A 15878-nucleotide genomic window follows, 5' to 3' on the forward strand; every position below is an offset into this window, starting at 1 on the left:
CTACTGCCGTTCCGCCTGCGCCACCGCGTCGCTCGCGCGCAGGGCCGAGACGATGCGGTTGAGGTGGCTGACGTCCTCCACCTCGACCTCGACGTCGTAAGTGACGAAAGGATGGTCGATCTGCGCCTGCATCAGCGTGATGATGTTGGCCTTGTTCTGCGCGAAGATGCCCGCCATCTCGGCGAGCGTGCCGAGCCGGTCGTAGATCGTCACCGACAGCTGCCCGGTCGCGCCGACCGACTGCTTGCCCCAGGCAAGATCGATCCAGTCGCTGTCGACCCCGCTTGCGAGTTCCAGGCAGTCGATCGCGTGGACCAGCACCGGCTCGCCCTTGCGGCGGATGCCGACGATGCGGTCGCCGGGGACGGGGTGGCAGCACGGGGCGAGCTCGAAGGCGACCCCGGGGGTGAGGCCGGTGATCGAGATCGCGCGTTCGCGGCGCTCCCAATGCTCATCTTCCTCGATCCCCGCCGTGCAGCCGGGGACGAGCGCCTCCATCACTTCGCGGTCGGCGATCTTGGCCGCGCCGATGGCGTACATGAGGTCGTCGGGCTCCTCCATCCCGAGCCGTTCCACGGCCGCGCGGATCGCCTTCTTGCCGATCCGGGCGGGCACGCGCGCGGCGATCTCATCGAACAGCTTGGCGCCGATGGCGGCGACCTCATCACGCTCCTTCATCCGCACTGCGCGGCGGATCGCGGCGCGCGCCTTGCCGGTGACGACGAAGGCGAGCCATGAAAGCTGCGGCGAAGCGTGGGGGTTCTTGATGATCTCGACCACGTCGCCGTTCGCCAGCGGCGTGCGCAGCGGCATGTGCCGCCCGTTGATCTTCACCCCCGCGGTCTGCACCCCGAGCTTGGTGTGGACCGCGAAGGCGAAGTCGACCGCGGTCGCGCCCTTGGGCAGCTGGAACAGCGCGCCCTTGGGGGTGAAGGCGAAGATGCGATCCTGATAGATCGCCATGCGGGTGTGCTCGAGCAGTTCCTCGGCATCATGGCTGGCATCGACGATCTCGATCAGGTCGCGCAGCCAGCCCACCGCCCCGTCGGGCTTGTCGCCCTGCTTGTAGGCCCAGTGCGCGGCGAGGCCGAATTCGTTGGTGCGGTGCATCTCGCGGGTGCGGATCTGCACCTCCACCCGCATCGAATTCTCGTACATCAGCGAGGTGTGCAAGGAGCGGTAGCCGTTCGACTTGGGGGTCGAGATGTAGTCCTTGAACCGCCCCGGCAGGAACTGCCAGGTAGTGTGAAGAATGCCCAGCGCGCGGTAGCAGTCCTCCTCGCTTTCGGTGAGGACGCGGAAGGCCATGATGTCGGTGACCTGTTCGAAGCTGACGTGGCGTTCGGCCATCTTGTGCCAGATCGAATAGGGGTGCTTCTCGCGCCCCCAGACCTCGACCTTGAGCCCCGCCTCGGCGAGGCGCTGCTTGATCTTCAAGGCGATGTCGTCGACCTGCCCGCCGCCTTGCGAGCGCAGCTGTTCGAGCCGGCCCGTGATCGTGGCCCAGGCTTCCGGCTCCAATTCGCGGAAGGCCAGCGCCTGCATCTCGCGCATGTATTCGTACATCCCCACCCGCTCGGCGAGGGGGGCGTAGATGTCCATCGTCTCGCGGGCGATGCGCTTGCGCTTGTCGGGGTTCTTGATGAAGTGCAGCGTGCGCATGTTGTGGAGGCGATCGGCGAGCTTGACCAGCAGCACGCGGATGTCCTCGGACATAGCGAGCAGGAACTTGCGCAGGTTCTCGGCCGCGCGCTCGTTCTCGGGCATGGCCTCGATCTTGGAGAGCTTGGTGACGCCGTCCACCAGCCGCGCCACTTCCGCCCCGAAATGCGCCTCGATATCGTCGATCGTGGCGAGCGTGTCTTCCACGGTATCGTGGAGCAGCGCGGTGATGATCGTCGCCTGATCGAGCTTCAGGTCGGTCATCAGCCCCGCGACTTCGACGGGATGCGAGAAATAGGGGTCCCCGCTCGCGCGCTTCTGGCTGCCGTGCTTCTGCACGGTGTAGACATAGGCACGGTTGAGCATCGCCTCGTCGGCGTCAGGGTCGTAATCGAGGACCTTCTCGACGAGTTCGTACTGGCGGAGCATCGCTAGGGAATATGTGCGCGCGGGCGCGGTGCCGCAAGTGCGAAGAAACCCGCCGTCACAAAGGTCACGACCACGTCGCGCGCGGCGGGAGGCTCATCAGGATCGCGTCGATATTGCCGCCGGTCTTCAGGCCGAAGATCGTGCCGCGATCGTAGACGAGGTTGAACTCGGCATAGCGGCCTCGGTATTCGAACATCTGCGCCTCGTCCTCGGGTGTGAACTCGCTGTGCATCCGCTTCCTCACGATCGCCGGGAAGACCTCGAGGAACTGCTTGCCGATGTCCTGGATGAAGGCGAAATTCCGCTCCCACGTCGTATCGTCGGGGCATTCGAGGTGGTCGCAGAACAGCCCGCCCACGCCCCGGTGGACCTTGCGGTGGGGGATGTAGAAATACTCCTCCGCCCACTTCGAATAGCGCTCGTAATAGGTCTCGTTGTGCGGCTCGCAGGCGGCGCGCATGGCGGCGTGGAACTGCTCGGTGTCCTCGGCATAGGGGAGCGGCGGATTGAGGTCCGCGCCGCCGCCGAACCACGCCTTGGTGGTGGTGAGGAAGCGGGTGTTCATGTGCACCGCAGGCACGTGCGGGTTGGCCATGTGGGCGACGAGGCTGATGCCGGTCGCGACGAAGCCGGGGGCTTCCGCGCTCGCGCCGTTGATGCTGCCGGCGAATTCTTTCGCAAAACTGCCGCGCACGGTCGAGACGTTGACCCCGACCTTCTCGAACACCTTGCCCTTCATCAGCCCCTGCGTGCCGCCGCCGGGATCCGGGTTGCCCTCCTCCTCGCGCTGCCAGGGAGTGTACTGGAAGGCGGCGTCCGAGCCCGCCTCGCGCTCGATGCTCTCGAATTCGGCGCAGATGTCATCGCGCAGTGCTTCGAACCACACGCGCGCGCGTTCGGTGTAAGGTGTCCAGTCCGTCATACATCCCCGTCCGTCATCTTCGCGCACCATAGGCGAAGGCGCGCGGGCCGCAACCCCGACTTTGCCGGGCCGCAGGTGTTGCCAAGCGCCGGAATTGGCGGCAGAGGGAGGGCATGGTTCGCGCTATGTTCGCCCCCTTCCCGTTTGCCGGACACGAGCTTGCCCTCGGGCAAGGGCGCGCGCTCTACTGGCCGGCCGAGCGCGCATTGCTGGTTGCCGACCTGCACTTGGAAAAGGCGAGCTGGTTTGCCGCAAGGGGCCAGATGCTCCCGCCCTATGACAGCCGCGACACGCTCGAGCGGCTGGCGGACGCGGTGAGGGTAACGGGCGCGCGGCGGGTCATCACGCTGGGCGACAATTTCCACGATGATGCGGGTGCGCTTCGGCTCGATGCCCACTGCACCGGCATGCTCGAAGCGCTGACCCGCTCGCTCGATTGGGTGTGGATCACCGGCAACCATGACGAAGCTCTGCCGAAAGGCTTCGGCGGGACGATCCTGCCCGAGCTGGTGATCGGCGGCGTCACCTTGCGCCACGAGGCCCGTGCCGGAGAGACCGCGCCCGAGCTGTCGGGCCACTACCATCCCAAGCTGCGTGTCAACGTCCGCAACCGCCACATCGCCCGGCCTTGCGCGGTGCTGGGACGCGGCGTGATGGGGCCCGAGCGCATGATCCTCCCCGCCTTCGGCACCCTCACCGGAGGGCTCGATGCGGGCCATCCCGAAATCCTCGGCGCGCTACAACCGGCCGCCAAGATCGAGGCGCTGATGCCGGCAAGCGGCCGCATCGCGCGCTTTCCGCTGTGGCAGGCGGCGGCCTAATCGCTCAGGCGTTCGAGAACAGATCCCACCTTGGTGACACCTTCGCGGGTCAGTGCGACAAAGGTAACGCGCCGGTCGCCCTCGGAGTGGCTTCGGGCCACGAGACCGCGGTTTTCGAGCCGGTCGATGATCCGCAGCGCGGTCGTCTCGGGACAGCCGGCGATGATTTGCAGGCTCTTGGTCGAAACCTTGGCTCCGCCCGCAAATTGCTTGAACAGTTCCAGAAGCATGTTCCAGGCCGGGATGCCGAGCAGATCGGCGCCGATGACATCTTCGCGCAGCCTGGCGCGATGCTCTTCCTTGGTCGCCGAAAAGGCGAGCGATATGGCGTTGCGCTCGATCCTCGCGGATTGCGAGAACCAGGGAAAGTTCGAGCGGACCAGAGCGGGATTCCAATCCTGGTCGATCGAGTCCGCCAATCTGAGCAGAGTTGCGGATAAATCCCGCAAGGACGACGGCGACATGTTCGCTTCGAGCTGACCCAGGAGCTCATCGACGTTCATAGCACGCTTTCCCCCACAGGTTTCCGGATGAAGTTCAAAAAGCCTGTTTAGCAAACGGGTTATAACAGATGAGCGCCTCTTCGGAAGGCTAACCAATTCGCTTTAAAAGTGGTTTACGTTCAATCTGGAGTTTTCTCATTCTTGCTTCGGGCGAATCACGCGGCTGCTGCGGCATCGCCCCTTTTTCCGATGTCGCAGGCGAGGGGGGTGAAGACTCCATCTGGCGTTTGCCCGCGTTTCGCACTACATAGCCGCCAGCACGAAGTTACCACAGGAGAACACCCCATATCACGTCCCCCCCGGCGCTCGCTGGCCCCGCCTGTCAAAAGCGGCCCGCGCTACGATTTCATGATCAACGTCCCCAAGGTTCGCGTCATCGATGACGAAGGCGAAAACCTCGGCGTGATGTACACCCGCGAAGCGATCGAGCAGGCCAACGAGAAGGGCCTGAACCTCGTCGAAGTGTCCCCCAACGCGGACCCGCCGGTGTGCAAGTTCCTCGATGTCGGCAAATATCGCTACGAGGCGCAGAAGAAGGCGAACCTCGCACGCAAGACGCAGAAGACGCAGGACATCAAGGAAGTGAAGATGCGTCCGAACATCGACACGCATGACTATGACGTGAAGATGCGCAACGTGCACAAGTTCATCGAGCATGGCGACAAGGTGAAGATCACCCTGCGCTTCCGCGGGCGCGAGATGGCGCACCAGCACCTCGGGATGGATCTCCTGAAGCAGGTGCAGGACGATGTGGCTGAATATGCCAAGGTCGAGGCCTTTCCTCGCCTAGAAGGCCGCCAGATGCTGATGGTGCTCGCGCCCAAGTGATCGCGCGATCCCGGTGAAGGACAAGAGGGGCGGGCCGCAGGGCTTCCGCCCCTTTTCCTTGCCCAGAGGCAGCCCGTGCTGATACGTCCTCGCCATGGCCGGGGAGCACACTGCATGACCGCACGCCGGATCGGCCTTTTCCTCGGCCCGCTGGCCTTTGCGCTGACCGTGCTCACGCCTCCCCCGACGGGGATGAGCGAGAGCGCCTGGGCGGTCGCCGGGCTGACCGGGTGGATGGCGGCCTGGTGGATGACCGAGGCCGTGCCGCTTGCGGTGACCGCCGTGCTGCCCTTCGTGATCCTGCCGCTTGCCGGGGTCTCGGACGCCGAGACAACCGCGAGCACCTATTACTCGCCGATCCTGTTCCTGCTGCTGGGGGGTGCCTTCATCGCGCTGGCGATCGAGCGCACCGGCATGCACCGCCGCCTCAGCCTCGCGATCCTGCGCGTGGTCGGCGCCGATGGCGGTCCGGTGCGGCTGCTGATCGCCTTCATGCTCTCGACCGCGCTCCTTTCGATGTTCATCTCCAACACCTCGACCACGTTGATCATGATGCCGATGGCGCTGGCGGTGCTGGAGGGGGGCTCGCGATCCGGGGAGGGGGACGCGCCGCTCCAGACGGGGCTACACGGTGCCCTGCCCATGGGCATCGCCTTTGCCGCCAGCATCGGCGGCCTCGGCACCATCGTCGGATCGCCCACCAACGCCATCGCCGTCGGCCTGCTCGACAAGCTGGCGGGCGTGCGCATCACCTTTGCCGAGTGGTCGCTGTACGGCATCCCGCTGGTGCTGCTGAGCGTGCCGCTCGCCGCGCTCATCGTAGCGCGGGTGCAGCGGGTCGCCGGGCACGCTTTCGATGTCCCCGCCGCGCGCGCCGCTATCGACAGCAACGCCGCCTGGACGGCGTCGGAGAAGCGGCTGGTGCCGGTCGCGCTCCTCACCTTCCTCGCCTGGGCCACCCAGCCGCTGGTCGCCGCGATGCTGCCGCCCGGTTCGTGGACCGACGGCACCATCGCCGTCATCGCCGCCCTCGCCCTGTTCCTGCTCCCCGACGGCACCGGCCGCCCGCTGCTGGTGTGGCACGAGGCCGAGCGCGCACCGTGGAGCGTGATCTTCATGTTCGGCGGCGGGCTCGCGCTGGCAGCCGGCATGGCGGCCTCGGGTCTTGCCGGGTGGATCGGCACCGCGCTGCTCCCGCTCCAGACCTGGCCGCTGCTGCTGGTCGCGCTGACGATGACGGTGCTGGTTATCGTGGTCACCGAGTTTGCGAGCAACGTCGCGACCGCCACCGGGATCATCCCCGTGGTCGCCTCGCTGGTGGTGGCCCTGGGCGTCGATCCGGTGCTGCTGGCGCTCCCGGCAGCGCTCGCTGCGAGCTGGGGCTTCATGCTGCCCGCCGGCACCGGCCCCAACGCGATCGCGTGGTCGACCGGCCGCATCCGCATCGGCGCGATGGTGACCGCGGGCGCCTTGCTCGATGTGGCAGGGGCGGTGCTGATCGTCGCCGTGGTCTGGGGGATCGCCGCTCTTGTCTAGGGCACGGGCGGAAGGTCCTTGAGCCCCGGGAAGGGCGCAAGGGCATCATCCGGCCACATCGCCTCAAGCTTCTTCTCGCCCCCCTTGGCGAGGTGCATGTCACCCCCCGAGATCCCGTCCCAGAACCGCCCGCCGACGATCTGTTCGGCATCATAGGTCTTCATCAGGTAGCTGGAGAGGTCGCGGCTGGCGAGCGGATCGGGCAGCGCCGGATCGGCCACCAGCGGTGGATTGGGCATCTTGAAGGTCCACAGCCGATGCCGCCCCTGCCGGTCCTCCACCAGCACGCTCTTGATGAAGGCATGCGGCACGGGCACGCTGATCCCGAAATCGGGGAGGTTCTTGCCGATCCGCTCCACCGGCTCGCCAAAGTAGAACACAGGGCAGGTCAGTACGTAGGTTTCCAGCACGTCATTGCGCGCATCGAGCTTGCGGATCGCCTCCTCGAGCTCGCGCCACCGCTTGCGGTTGAGATCGGGGTGCTGGGGCGACATGTTCGAGAGCAGGAAGGTCTCCGAGTTCTGGATCTCGACCAGATCCTGATTGGCGCTCGCCACCAGGTGCCCGCGATCATAGCCGCTGCCGACATAGGCCTTGAGACCCGCCCGGAACCGCTCGGGGATGCGGGTGTCGGCGCGGAAGTTGTCGAGCCGGTCCACCTCGGGCACGGTGTCGTTCACCAGCGGCAGATCGCGGTTGATGATCTCCAGTGTCCACTTGGCCTGTCGGAAGTACCAGGAATAGCCGATGGTGAAGTGCCGCCCGGTCAGCACCTGATCGCACACTGGGTAGCCATAGCGCAGCTCGCGCTGCATCAGGAACGGATCGTTCATGCCTCACTCCTCCTCGTGAAGGAAGCCGTCCGGCCCCCGATTGATCTGGAATGCGACCTGCGCCTTTGCGGCCTTGGTTCAAGAGTGGCGGGCGGCGTCCGGCCTGCCAAACTGCCGTTTTCTGAAGGCCACCCTAGACCGCCCCGCTTGCAAGCGTGTGACACCGCAGTAAGCTCGGCGGCCTGAGGGAGAGAGCACATGACCGACAGCCGCAAGCCGGTGTTCCTTGCGATCGGCGCGGGCGCCGGGATCGGCGGGAACGCCGCCGCGCGCTTTGCCGCCGGGGGCTACCACGCCGTCCTTGCCCGCCGCTCGGACGAGGAAGGCCTTGCCCGCATGACCCGCCAGATCGAGGCCGCGGGCGGCTCTGCCACCGGCACCCTCCTCAACGCCGCCGAGGACGGCAGCATCGAGGAGCTGGTCGCGCGCACCGAGGCCGAGATCGGCCCCATCCATGCCGCGCTCTACAACCTCGGCGCGCAGATCGGGAACCGCGCCCTGCCCGACACCCCGCACCGCATCTTCGAGCTCGGCTGGCGGCTCGGCACCTTCGGCGTCTTCCGCCTCGCCCACGCGCTGTTCCCGCACATGGTGGAGCGCGCCCGCGATGGCGGCCCCCACGGCACCCTCCTCGTCACCTCCGCCACCGCCGCGGTGCGCGGCAACGCGGGCCAGCACAGCCACGCCGCGGCGATGGGCGGGCGGCGGATGCTGTGCCAGACCCTCAACGCCGAGTTCGCCCCCAAGGGCATCCACGTCGCCCACGTCATCGTCGACGGCCCGGTCGACGCCCCCGACACGCTCGGCAAGCTGCTCGGCGACCGCTTTGACGCCTTCAAGGCGGGCAAGGGCGAGAACGGCGTGATCGACCCCGCCGCGCTAGCCGAGACCTACTGGCACCTCGCCCACCAGCCCCGCAACTGCTGGAGCCACGAGGTCGACGTGCGCCCCTGGACCGACGTGCCGTGGTGGAACGACAACCCCGATCCGCAGATCGACTCGAGGGGCAAGGGCTTCGCCGGTCCGGCCGTTCAGCCAGACGCGCGCAAGGCTGAACCATGAGACACGAGAGACACTGTCCAGAAGCGAAAACCTTCGCCCGCGCGCGGCTGCCCGAGGCGGCACAGGCACAAGCTGAAGCGGGCGCGAAGCAGGTCATCCGGGCAAGCTGTCAGACAGCGCGAGAGTAGGAAAATCCTTTCTCTCCTACCGCCCGGAATGACGCCGGGGGCGCGTGCGCGCCTGTCCGCCGGACGCGGCTTCAGCAATCCTTTATCATTCCTGCTTAGACACTTCGCACCAACGCCGCCGACCGGGACCACGTCGCCATGAACCCAGCCCTCGACGATTTCGAACGCCAGCAGGAAGAACTGTTCCAGCGCCAGATGGCATTCCTCGCCAGCCGTTCACCCGACGACTGGCACCGCTATGCCGATAACCTCAACTGGGATGACCGGCTTGACGCGCTCTACTGGATCGTCAGCCAGCCTGATTGCGACCGGGCCACGGCGGTGATGACCTTCTGGAAAGGCGAGCCGACCGGCTACGACTGGCAGGATTGCGACGAGCCGATGGGCGAGAACGAATATGCCGTCGCCCCGATGCTCAAGTATATCGTGCAGCGTTTCAACGCGGGCGGCTACCAGCGCTCCGAGATCGCCTATGACTTCCGCGAGAGCCACGGGCTCAACATCGCCGCCCATGCGGAGCGCGAGCGCGCGTCCCGGCTGCGCGACATCGAATATCTGCTGCAACAGCAGGCCGATTTCGACGATCCCGCGATCAGGCTCCACCCCGAGCTTATGCGGCTCTCGATCCCCGGCCGCAAGGTCGGCGGCTATGCCGACCGCAACGAGTATTACGACCTCTTCCCCGAATAGGCCGGGGCGGGCATCCGCCCGGCGCCCCAGCCAAAGCCTTGCTTCAAGGCGGTTTTAACCACAAGGCTCTATGCCAGCGCTTCCTTTTGTCTCCGGAGCGCCGATGGACAATTCCGCCTTTTACCAGCTGCTGTTCGTCGCCCTTCTCGTTTTTGGCATCGGCGCGATCCTCAAACGCGTCAGGAGCCGGCCGGCCGACACCGGACAGGAAGAGAGCCTCCCGCCTGCCAGCCTCAAGCGGGGCGCGATCGGCCTTGCGCGCGCTGACGAACCCGTCATCGACCACCCCGTGCTCGGCACAATGACCGGGGCCGAGCTGCTCCAGAAGATCATCGACGACAACGCACCCCCGCCCCCGCCGGAGGGCCCGCTGCCCGCAGCCATCGACGCCGCGCGCCGCAACGCGATCGTGCTGCGCACCGCGCTTCCCCAAGGCCCGGGCAAAGACGGATTGTCGTTCTTCGGCGGCCTGCCGATCGGCCCCCAAGGCTTCCAATGGCCGCGCCGCCACGGCAACGAGGGCCAGCCGCTCACCTTCATGATGCAGTGGGATTGCGAGGCGCTCGCCGCGCAGGACAAGCACGGCCTTCTGCCGACCGACGGCGTGCTTTACTGCTTCATGGACCTCGAATGGGGCAATGGCGATCGCGAGGCCCGGATCGAAGCCTTCCTCCATCACCCCGGCCCGACCAAAGGCTGGGCCGAAATCCCCCTCCCCGCCGACGCGCCGCCGATCTTCGGCGATCAGGGTGTGTATCAGGAGGGCTGCACCGACACGATCGACAACGCCCGCGATCACGTCCCGCGCGTGATGCCGCGCTTTCCGTTCCAGCCCTTCGCGCTCGACTGTTCGGCCGCCGCCGATGCCCTGCCGGAAGGCGAGCGCCTGTTTTACGGCGACACAGGAGGCAATGAGCAGCTGCTCGCCATCGCGACCCACGGCGCGCCTGCCGAGCCGCTGCGCGAAGGCCCCGCGCCGCGCCGGCCCTTTGCCCGCCCTTTTCCCGCCTATCCGCACGATTTTGCGGCGGTGCGCCATCTGGCGGCGACGATGATCGGAGACCTTCGCAGGAGCATGGGGGAAAGCCTGAAGCGCCACCACCCCGACATGAACGACGAAGATTGCGATACCCAGGTGGCGGTGTGGATGGACGAGGCAAAGGAAGTGTTCCTGCTCGGCTGCCAGCGTCCGATGTCGGACCCGCTCGACCAGTCCGTCGCCGACGACATCTGGCAATGGCTCGAGGCACGCAAGGACCATCACATCGGCTTGCGCGTCGACATGCATCAGCATGCTGTCAGTGCCGTCAGACTCAGCCTCGGTGCCGGCAGCCGCGCACTGGACCGGGTCCCGCAAGAATTCATCGACCAGGCGATGCGCGCCTCCAGGCTCGCCTTCGAGTCGATGGAGACCGAACGCCACGACCCACTCAAGCACGGCACATGGCAGGAATACACCGCGCTGCGTGACGCCGGCGGGCTTCCGACAGTCCGCTACATCAGGGCCAGCACCCCGGCGCGTCTGCTCGGCCCGCCGAGCTACGTGCAGGGTGATGTCGAGGAGCTGATGGACGAATATGTCCTGCTGCTCGAACTGCCGAGCCACAGCGTACCCGGCTTCTCGCTGGGTGAGGGGGTGGTGCAATATCTGATCCGGCCGGACGATCTCGCCGCGCGGCGGTTCGACCGGGTGGTGTCGGTCGCCAGCAGCTACTGACGCTGCCGCATCAACCGCGCCACTCGCGCCGCTCTTCCGCCGCGCGCAGGACTTCGTAGCTGGTCTGGATCAGCTGGAACTGCCTGGCCGCCTCGGCATCGCCCGGTTTCACGTCGGGGTGGACTTCCTTGGCGCGGGCGCGGTAGGCCTTTTTCACCGCATTGAAATCGGCATCGGGTTCGAGGCCGAGCACCTCCAGCGCGCGCATTTCATCGGCCGAGCGCGAGCCGTCGCCCGAGCCTGCCCAGCCGTAATGCGCGCTCTCGGCATAGCCCGCGCTTTCCTGCCGCTCGGCGCGGGCGCGCTCCTCCTTCTCGGCCTTGTCGAGGCCTTCGAAGTAGTCCCACTTGGAATTGTATTCGGCCGCGTGCTTCTGGCAGAAATACCACCGGTCACGGCTGTTGGGGGCCTTGGGCGCGGGGCAATCGCCCGGCTCGTCGCAGCCGTGGCGGTCGCAGATGCGGACATTGGCCGCTTCCTGCGAGGAACCATAGCCGCGCCAGCGCGGAAAGCCCCAGTCCATCGACCGGCGCGCGCGGCTCATCGGGTCTTGCCCGGGGTCATGTCGTTGGTCGATGGGGTCACGCGGTCAGTCTAGGCGCTGTGGCCGCAAATGGGAAGGCGTGAGAACGCGGGAACCGGTTGCAATGTGAAATGCTGCATTGCAAAAGGACCAGACGCCATGAGCCAGCAACTGACCCTCTCCAGCCTGTTCTGTGTCCTCGCGCTCGCGGGCCTGTGCGTGGTCACCAGCGCGCGCGAGATGGCGGGGATCGAGGCGCCGGTTGCATCGGCGGCGACCTATCAAGCCGCGGCATTTTCGGAAAAATCATTGATGTAAAATGCTTTTTTTGCTATCTACCCCACGTTCGGTGAATTTTTTCGCACCGGACGCCTCGGTGCGTGAAGCTGTGTTCACGCACTTAACCAAAGGGGGTCGCAATGAAAAAGCCGATTTTTAGCCGTTTTTCCCGTATCCCGACGCTTGCGGGCCTGTCTGTTGCGGCAGTGGCGTTAATGATGTCGCAGGTGGTCCCAGTGACCGCGCAGTCAGCCGCACCTCCGGTGCCCGGCGGTTCGCCGGCCAATGACCAGCTCGCCTGGGCGAACTTCGTGCGCGCCGTGACGCCCAGCAAGGCGGCACCGGGCAAGGTTGCTTACGAGACCTGGGCATCGGACCAGGACATCTACGTCACCAATCCGTGCAATCCCGTCACTCCGATCCAGCCGTGCAATCGTCCGGCATGGCCAACGGCGCGCAAGGCCAAGGTGCTGGAATCCACGACGATCGGCCATGACCAGTCGACGCGGATCGCTCTTGCCGCCGGAACGGGGACAGTGCAGGCCATCGGCCCAAGCCAGGGCTGCGGCAAGCCGGGCGGTCTCGGAGCCGGCAACGCTGCGGCCAATTCGGGTTTCCCGGCGAACGGCTGCGTCGGCGAGGAAGTGCGGCGTGACCGCGCCTCGTACGACTACATCGTCAACAACGGCCTGTGGTCGAAGTCGGGGTTGATCAACTCCTTCAACGGCGGCGCCCCCGTGGCTTTCCCGACCAATGCGCTCAACGTCAAGGCTGACTGGATCCCGGTAAAAACCCTAGCGGCCTGGCTGGGCAAGCCCGAATCCTTCGTCAAGGCCAGGTTTTACACCGCGCTCGGCAGTTTGGGCGAAGGCACTCCCGCAACCGTGCTGATGGCGATGACCAGCATGCACGTCTCCATCAAGGCACCGGGCTATCCCAACTGGGTTTGGGCGAATTTCGAGAATGCCTACACCCCCGGCCGGTGTGATCTGACGGGCTGTGTCGACAATTTCGGAGCGACCAAGCCATTCGTCGCGCCAAACCAGCAGAACTGGGGGCAGTATGGTGCCTGCGATAAATCACCGGCGGCCATCGCCATGCTGCGCAATGCCAAGGTCCCGCCGATTTTCGCCAATTACTGCCTGACCGGCACTCAGGTGGATTACGGCACTTCGGCCAACCCGACCTTGCTCGGCAGCCCGATCATCGAGCCGCTGAACGCAGATGTCCTGATGAACAGATCATCGTGCATATCGTGCCATGCGGCAGCCGCGTTCCAAGTGGCCAACAACGGCAAGATTAACTTGCCCTTTTCGGTCCTTGGTTCGGCCCCGATCGGACCGCAGAACACGCCCGCCGGATTCAAGTCCTATGACTTCATGTGGGGCGTGCTGAAGGCCAACTGACACGGCCTGTCCAGCAATCGGCACAAACAGAACGCGCCGTTCGCCTTGCGAACGGCGCGTTCTTTATTGGCGGCAGCGAAGGTACCGGGCGCGAGAACCGGTCCCCGCAGGCGGTCAATTGATGATGACGCTCGCGGCGCGGCGGTTCTGCGCCCAGGCGGCTTCGTTCGAGGCGAGCGCGACGGGGCGCTCCTTGCCGTAGCTCACCACCGAAATGCGGCTGCCATCGACGCCGAGGCTGACCAGATAGGCCTTGGCCGCATTGGCGCGCTTTTCGCCCAGCGCGATATTGTATTCGCGCGTGCCGCGCTCGTCGGCGTGGCCTTCGATGGTGAAGGTGATCTGCGGATAGCGCGCGAAATACTGCGCCTGCGCCTGGAGCGCGGCGGCATCCTGCGTGTCGACATTGTAGCGGTCGGTATCGAAATAGATCGTGGTCGAGGAGCCGACCGCCTGCGCGAAATGCGCCTGCGTGCCGACAGCCGGGCCGCCCGGCGTGGTCGGACGCGTGGTCGGGGCGGGGGTCGGCGTGGTCTGCACCGGATCGGGCGGCAGATCGACCGGCGCCTTCTTGGCGCAGCCCGCAAGGGCGCTGGCAGAAGCGAGGAGCAGGATCGTCGCAAGCTTGGTGTTCATCGCTCGTGTTCCTTTCGTGGCAAATCTCAGGGGCGGATCGGGCCCCAGGCGGGGTCGGAGGCGTCAACCGGGGTCGGCAGGCGGCGTTCGTTCTGGCCGGTGAGGTCGACCTGCCAGATGCCCGAACGCCCGGTGTTCTTCTCGGTGCGGAAGAACTGGATGATGCGGCCGTTGGGCGCCCAGGTCGGCGCCTCGTCCTGCCAGCCGCGGGTGAGCACGCGCATGCCGCCGCCCGAGGTGTTCATCACCGCGACGTTGAAGTCGCCCGCGATCCGCGTGAAGGCAATCTGGTCGCCGCGCGGGCTCCATTCGGGCGTGGCGCAGCGCCCGCCGAAAAAGCTGATGCGCTTCTGGTTCGAGCCGTCCGCGTCCATCACGTAGCACTGCTGGCTGCCCGAACGGTCGCTTTCGAACACGATCTTGCTGCCGTCCGGCGAGAAGCTGCCGCCCACGTCGATCCCGGGATTGTCGGTGAGCTTCTTCGCGGTGCCGCCGGTTACGGGGATGCGATAGATGTCGGTATTGCCCGCGACCGCCATCGAGAACAGGATCGACTTGCCGTCGGGCGACCAGCGCGGGGCGAGCGTGGGGTTCCGGTTCTCGGTGACGAGGGTCTGCTTGCCGCTGCCGATGTCGTAGACATAGATGCGCGGGTTGCCGTCGACATAGGAAAGGTAGAGGATCTTCGAATAGTCGGGCGAATAGCGCGGGGTGAGCGCGGTGGCGCTGCCGAGCGTCAGGAAGCGGTGGTTCGCCCCGTCGCTGTCCATCACCGCGAGCCGCTTGACCCGGCGGTCCTTGGGCCCGGTCTCGGCGATATAGGCGATGCGGCTGTCGAAGAACGGGCTCTCGCCGGTGAGGCGGCTGAAGATGAGGTCGCTGCACTTGTGCGCCGCGCGCCGCCAGTCGGCCGCGGCGACCACCCAGCCTTCCTTCACCAGCTGCTGCTGGAGCTGGACGTCGTAGAGGTAGCAGCCGACCACGAGGCGCCCGTCATCGCGCGCGGTGACATAGCCCTGCACCAGCATCTCGGCCCCCTGCCCGGCCCAGGCGCCATAGGCAGGCGCGCGCACGGCAGAGAAGGCGGGCTGCGGCAGGCTGTCGGGGCCGACGGGCTTGAACAGGCCGTTGTTGCGCAGGTTTGCGGTGATCACCCGCGCGATCTCGCGGCCCAATGCGCCGGTGCCTGCCTCGTTGGCGGGGGTCGCACGCTCGCGGTCAGTGGCGAAGGCGGGGATGGCGATGCCGATATCGGACCAGGCGGCCTCGTCGGTGATGCGGATCTCCACATCTTCGTCAGCGCTGCTGTCGATCACTTCGACCGGAGCGGTCTCGCCCTGCGGTGCGCCAAGGTCCTGCGCGGCGGCAGGCAGGGTGGCGGTTCCGGCGAGCAGCAAGGCAATCAGCGCCTTCATTACGAATTCCTATCGAAGACCAGAGTGAAGCTGTTTTTATCGGCAGGCACCGGGAAGGGAACCTTGAATTGGCCGACGAGCTTGATCGCCCGCACCGCTTCCTCCCGGTGGCGGGCGACCTGGTTGCGGTTGAGATCGGTGACGCCGGTGGTGGCGCCGAGGAATTCAGGCTCGCCGGCGAGCGTCCCGTCGGGGTTGAGCCGGAAACGCACACGGGTGACGAGCTTCTCGGCATCGGGGCCCTGGGGCACGCGGCCCTGCCACTTGGCCCTGACCTGTCGCGCGACCGCGCTGCGCAGCGAAGCGAGCTCGGTTGCGCCGATCACCTGGGCCGGCGCGCGGGTTTCGGTGGTGGTGGTCGAGCTGCCCTTGCCGTCGAGGAAATCGTCGCCGATGCGCGGCGCGCCGCCCGGTTTGCCGGTGGTCTGCCGCGGCGGGGTGGTCACCTGCTTGGGCGGGGTGCGGTCGGGGCGCGATCGGTCGCGGGT

The 15878-nt window shown here is 66.4% G+C and carries 15 protein-coding genes and 1 pseudogene; 8 read left to right on the forward strand and 8 right to left on the reverse strand.

Going from position 1 to position 15878, the window contains the following annotated elements; translation table 11 throughout:
• Together AX708_RS12575 and hemF are read right to left on the reverse strand one after the other, a co-directional pair.
• Nucleotides 1-2091: a bifunctional (p)ppGpp synthetase/guanosine-3',5'-bis(diphosphate) 3'-pyrophosphohydrolase gene (locus AX708_RS12575; protein WP_066531213.1), complete on the reverse strand. Its 2091-nt coding sequence runs from the start codon at nucleotides 2089-2091 to the stop codon at nucleotides 1-3.
• Nucleotides 2092-2155: 64 nt separating this feature from the next.
• A complete protein-coding gene (gene hemF, locus AX708_RS12580; RefSeq protein WP_066531214.1) occupies nucleotides 2156-3013 on the reverse strand; it encodes an oxygen-dependent coproporphyrinogen oxidase in 858 nt (285 codons plus the stop codon).
• A 113-nt stretch (nucleotides 3014-3126) separates the two neighbouring features.
• On the opposite strand from hemF, the gene pdeM reads away from it, so the two are divergent.
• Nucleotides 3127-3834, forward strand: a complete 708-nt coding sequence (gene pdeM, locus AX708_RS12585; protein ID WP_066531216.1) for a ligase-associated DNA damage response endonuclease PdeM — start codon at nucleotides 3127-3129, stop codon at nucleotides 3832-3834.
• On the opposite strand, the gene AX708_RS12590 is transcribed toward pdeM, so the two are convergent.
• On the reverse strand, nucleotides 3831-4337 hold the full coding sequence (locus AX708_RS12590) for a MarR family transcriptional regulator (RefSeq protein ID WP_067490181.1): 507 nt from the start codon (nucleotides 4335-4337) through the stop codon (nucleotides 3831-3833). The genes pdeM and AX708_RS12590 overlap by 4 nt on opposite strands.
• 348 nt (nucleotides 4338-4685) lie before the next feature.
• Between AX708_RS12590 and infC the strand changes: the two genes are divergently transcribed.
• Together infC and AX708_RS12600 are read left to right on the forward strand one after the other, a co-directional pair.
• On the forward strand, nucleotides 4686-5165 hold the full coding sequence (gene infC, locus AX708_RS12595) for a translation initiation factor IF-3 (protein WP_066531221.1): 480 nt from the start codon (nucleotides 4686-4688) through the stop codon (nucleotides 5163-5165).
• A 114-nt stretch (nucleotides 5166-5279) separates the two neighbouring features.
• Nucleotides 5280-6701, forward strand: coding sequence for a DASS family sodium-coupled anion symporter (locus AX708_RS12600; protein WP_066531226.1), 1422 nt, complete (start codon nucleotides 5280-5282; stop codon nucleotides 6699-6701).
• Here the strand turns inward: AX708_RS12600 and AX708_RS12605 are convergent.
• A complete protein-coding gene (locus tag AX708_RS12605) occupies nucleotides 6698-7534 on the reverse strand; it encodes a DNA/RNA non-specific endonuclease (RefSeq protein WP_066531229.1) in 837 nt (278 codons plus the stop codon). The genes AX708_RS12600 and AX708_RS12605 overlap by 4 nt on opposite strands.
• Nucleotides 7535-7732: 198 nt before the next feature.
• On the opposite strand from AX708_RS12605, the gene AX708_RS12610 reads away from it, so the two are divergent.
• The 3 genes from AX708_RS12610 to AX708_RS12620 all read left to right on the forward strand — a co-directional run bounded on the left by AX708_RS12610 (nucleotide 7733) and on the right by AX708_RS12620 (nucleotide 11131).
• Nucleotides 7733-8596, forward strand: coding sequence for an SDR family NAD(P)-dependent oxidoreductase (locus AX708_RS12610; RefSeq protein ID WP_066531230.1), 864 nt, complete (start codon nucleotides 7733-7735; stop codon nucleotides 8594-8596).
• Nucleotides 8597-8862: 266 nt separating this feature from the next.
• Nucleotides 8863-9414, forward strand: coding sequence for a DUF4274 domain-containing protein (locus tag AX708_RS12615; RefSeq protein WP_066531231.1), 552 nt, complete (start codon nucleotides 8863-8865; stop codon nucleotides 9412-9414).
• Nucleotides 9415-9517: 103 nt separating this feature from the next.
• Nucleotides 9518-11131: a DUF1963 domain-containing protein gene (locus AX708_RS12620; protein WP_066531233.1), complete on the forward strand. Its 1614-nt coding sequence runs from the start codon at nucleotides 9518-9520 to the stop codon at nucleotides 11129-11131.
• A gap of 10 nt (nucleotides 11132-11141) precedes the next feature.
• Here AX708_RS12620 and AX708_RS12625 read toward each other — a convergent pair whose 3' ends face one another.
• Nucleotides 11142-11675 carry a J domain-containing protein gene (locus tag AX708_RS12625; protein ID WP_066531234.1) on the reverse strand — a complete coding sequence of 178 codons (534 nt, stop codon included), beginning with the start codon at nucleotides 11673-11675 and terminating at the stop codon, nucleotides 11142-11144.
• Between the two features lie 138 nt (nucleotides 11676-11813).
• On the opposite strand from AX708_RS12625, the gene AX708_RS20505 reads away from it, so the two are divergent.
• Both AX708_RS20505 and AX708_RS12630 read left to right on the forward strand, forming a co-directional pair.
• Entirely contained in the window at nucleotides 11814-11972 is a 159-nt protein-coding gene (locus AX708_RS20505) for a hypothetical protein (RefSeq protein ID WP_156443448.1), read from the forward strand.
• A 101-nt stretch (nucleotides 11973-12073) separates the two neighbouring features.
• Complete coding sequence (locus AX708_RS12630; protein ID WP_156443449.1) at nucleotides 12074-13339, forward strand: hypothetical protein; 1266 nt, start codon at nucleotides 12074-12076, stop codon at nucleotides 13337-13339.
• Nucleotides 13340-13453: 114 nt separating this feature from the next.
• On the opposite strand, the gene pal is transcribed toward AX708_RS12630, so the two are convergent.
• From pal to AX708_RS20920, 3 genes and pseudogenes are all read right to left on the reverse strand, one after another.
• Nucleotides 13454-13975 (reverse strand): peptidoglycan-associated lipoprotein Pal, encoded by a 522-nt coding sequence (gene pal, locus AX708_RS12635; RefSeq protein WP_066531238.1) that lies wholly within the window; start codon nucleotides 13973-13975, stop codon nucleotides 13454-13456.
• Between the two features lie 26 nt (nucleotides 13976-14001).
• Entirely contained in the window at nucleotides 14002-15390 is a 1389-nt protein-coding gene (gene tolB, locus AX708_RS12640) for a Tol-Pal system beta propeller repeat protein TolB (RefSeq protein ID WP_066531240.1), read from the reverse strand.
• Nucleotides 15390-15878 (reverse strand): annotated as a pseudogene (locus AX708_RS20920) (hypothetical protein); the annotation flags it as partial. The gene tolB and the pseudogene AX708_RS20920, both read right to left, overlap by 1 nt.

Origin of the sequence: Erythrobacter sp. CCH5-A1 (assembly GCF_001557115.1) — a bacterium.
In the GTDB taxonomy this organism is placed as follows: Bacteria; Pseudomonadota; Alphaproteobacteria; order Sphingomonadales; family Sphingomonadaceae; genus Erythrobacter.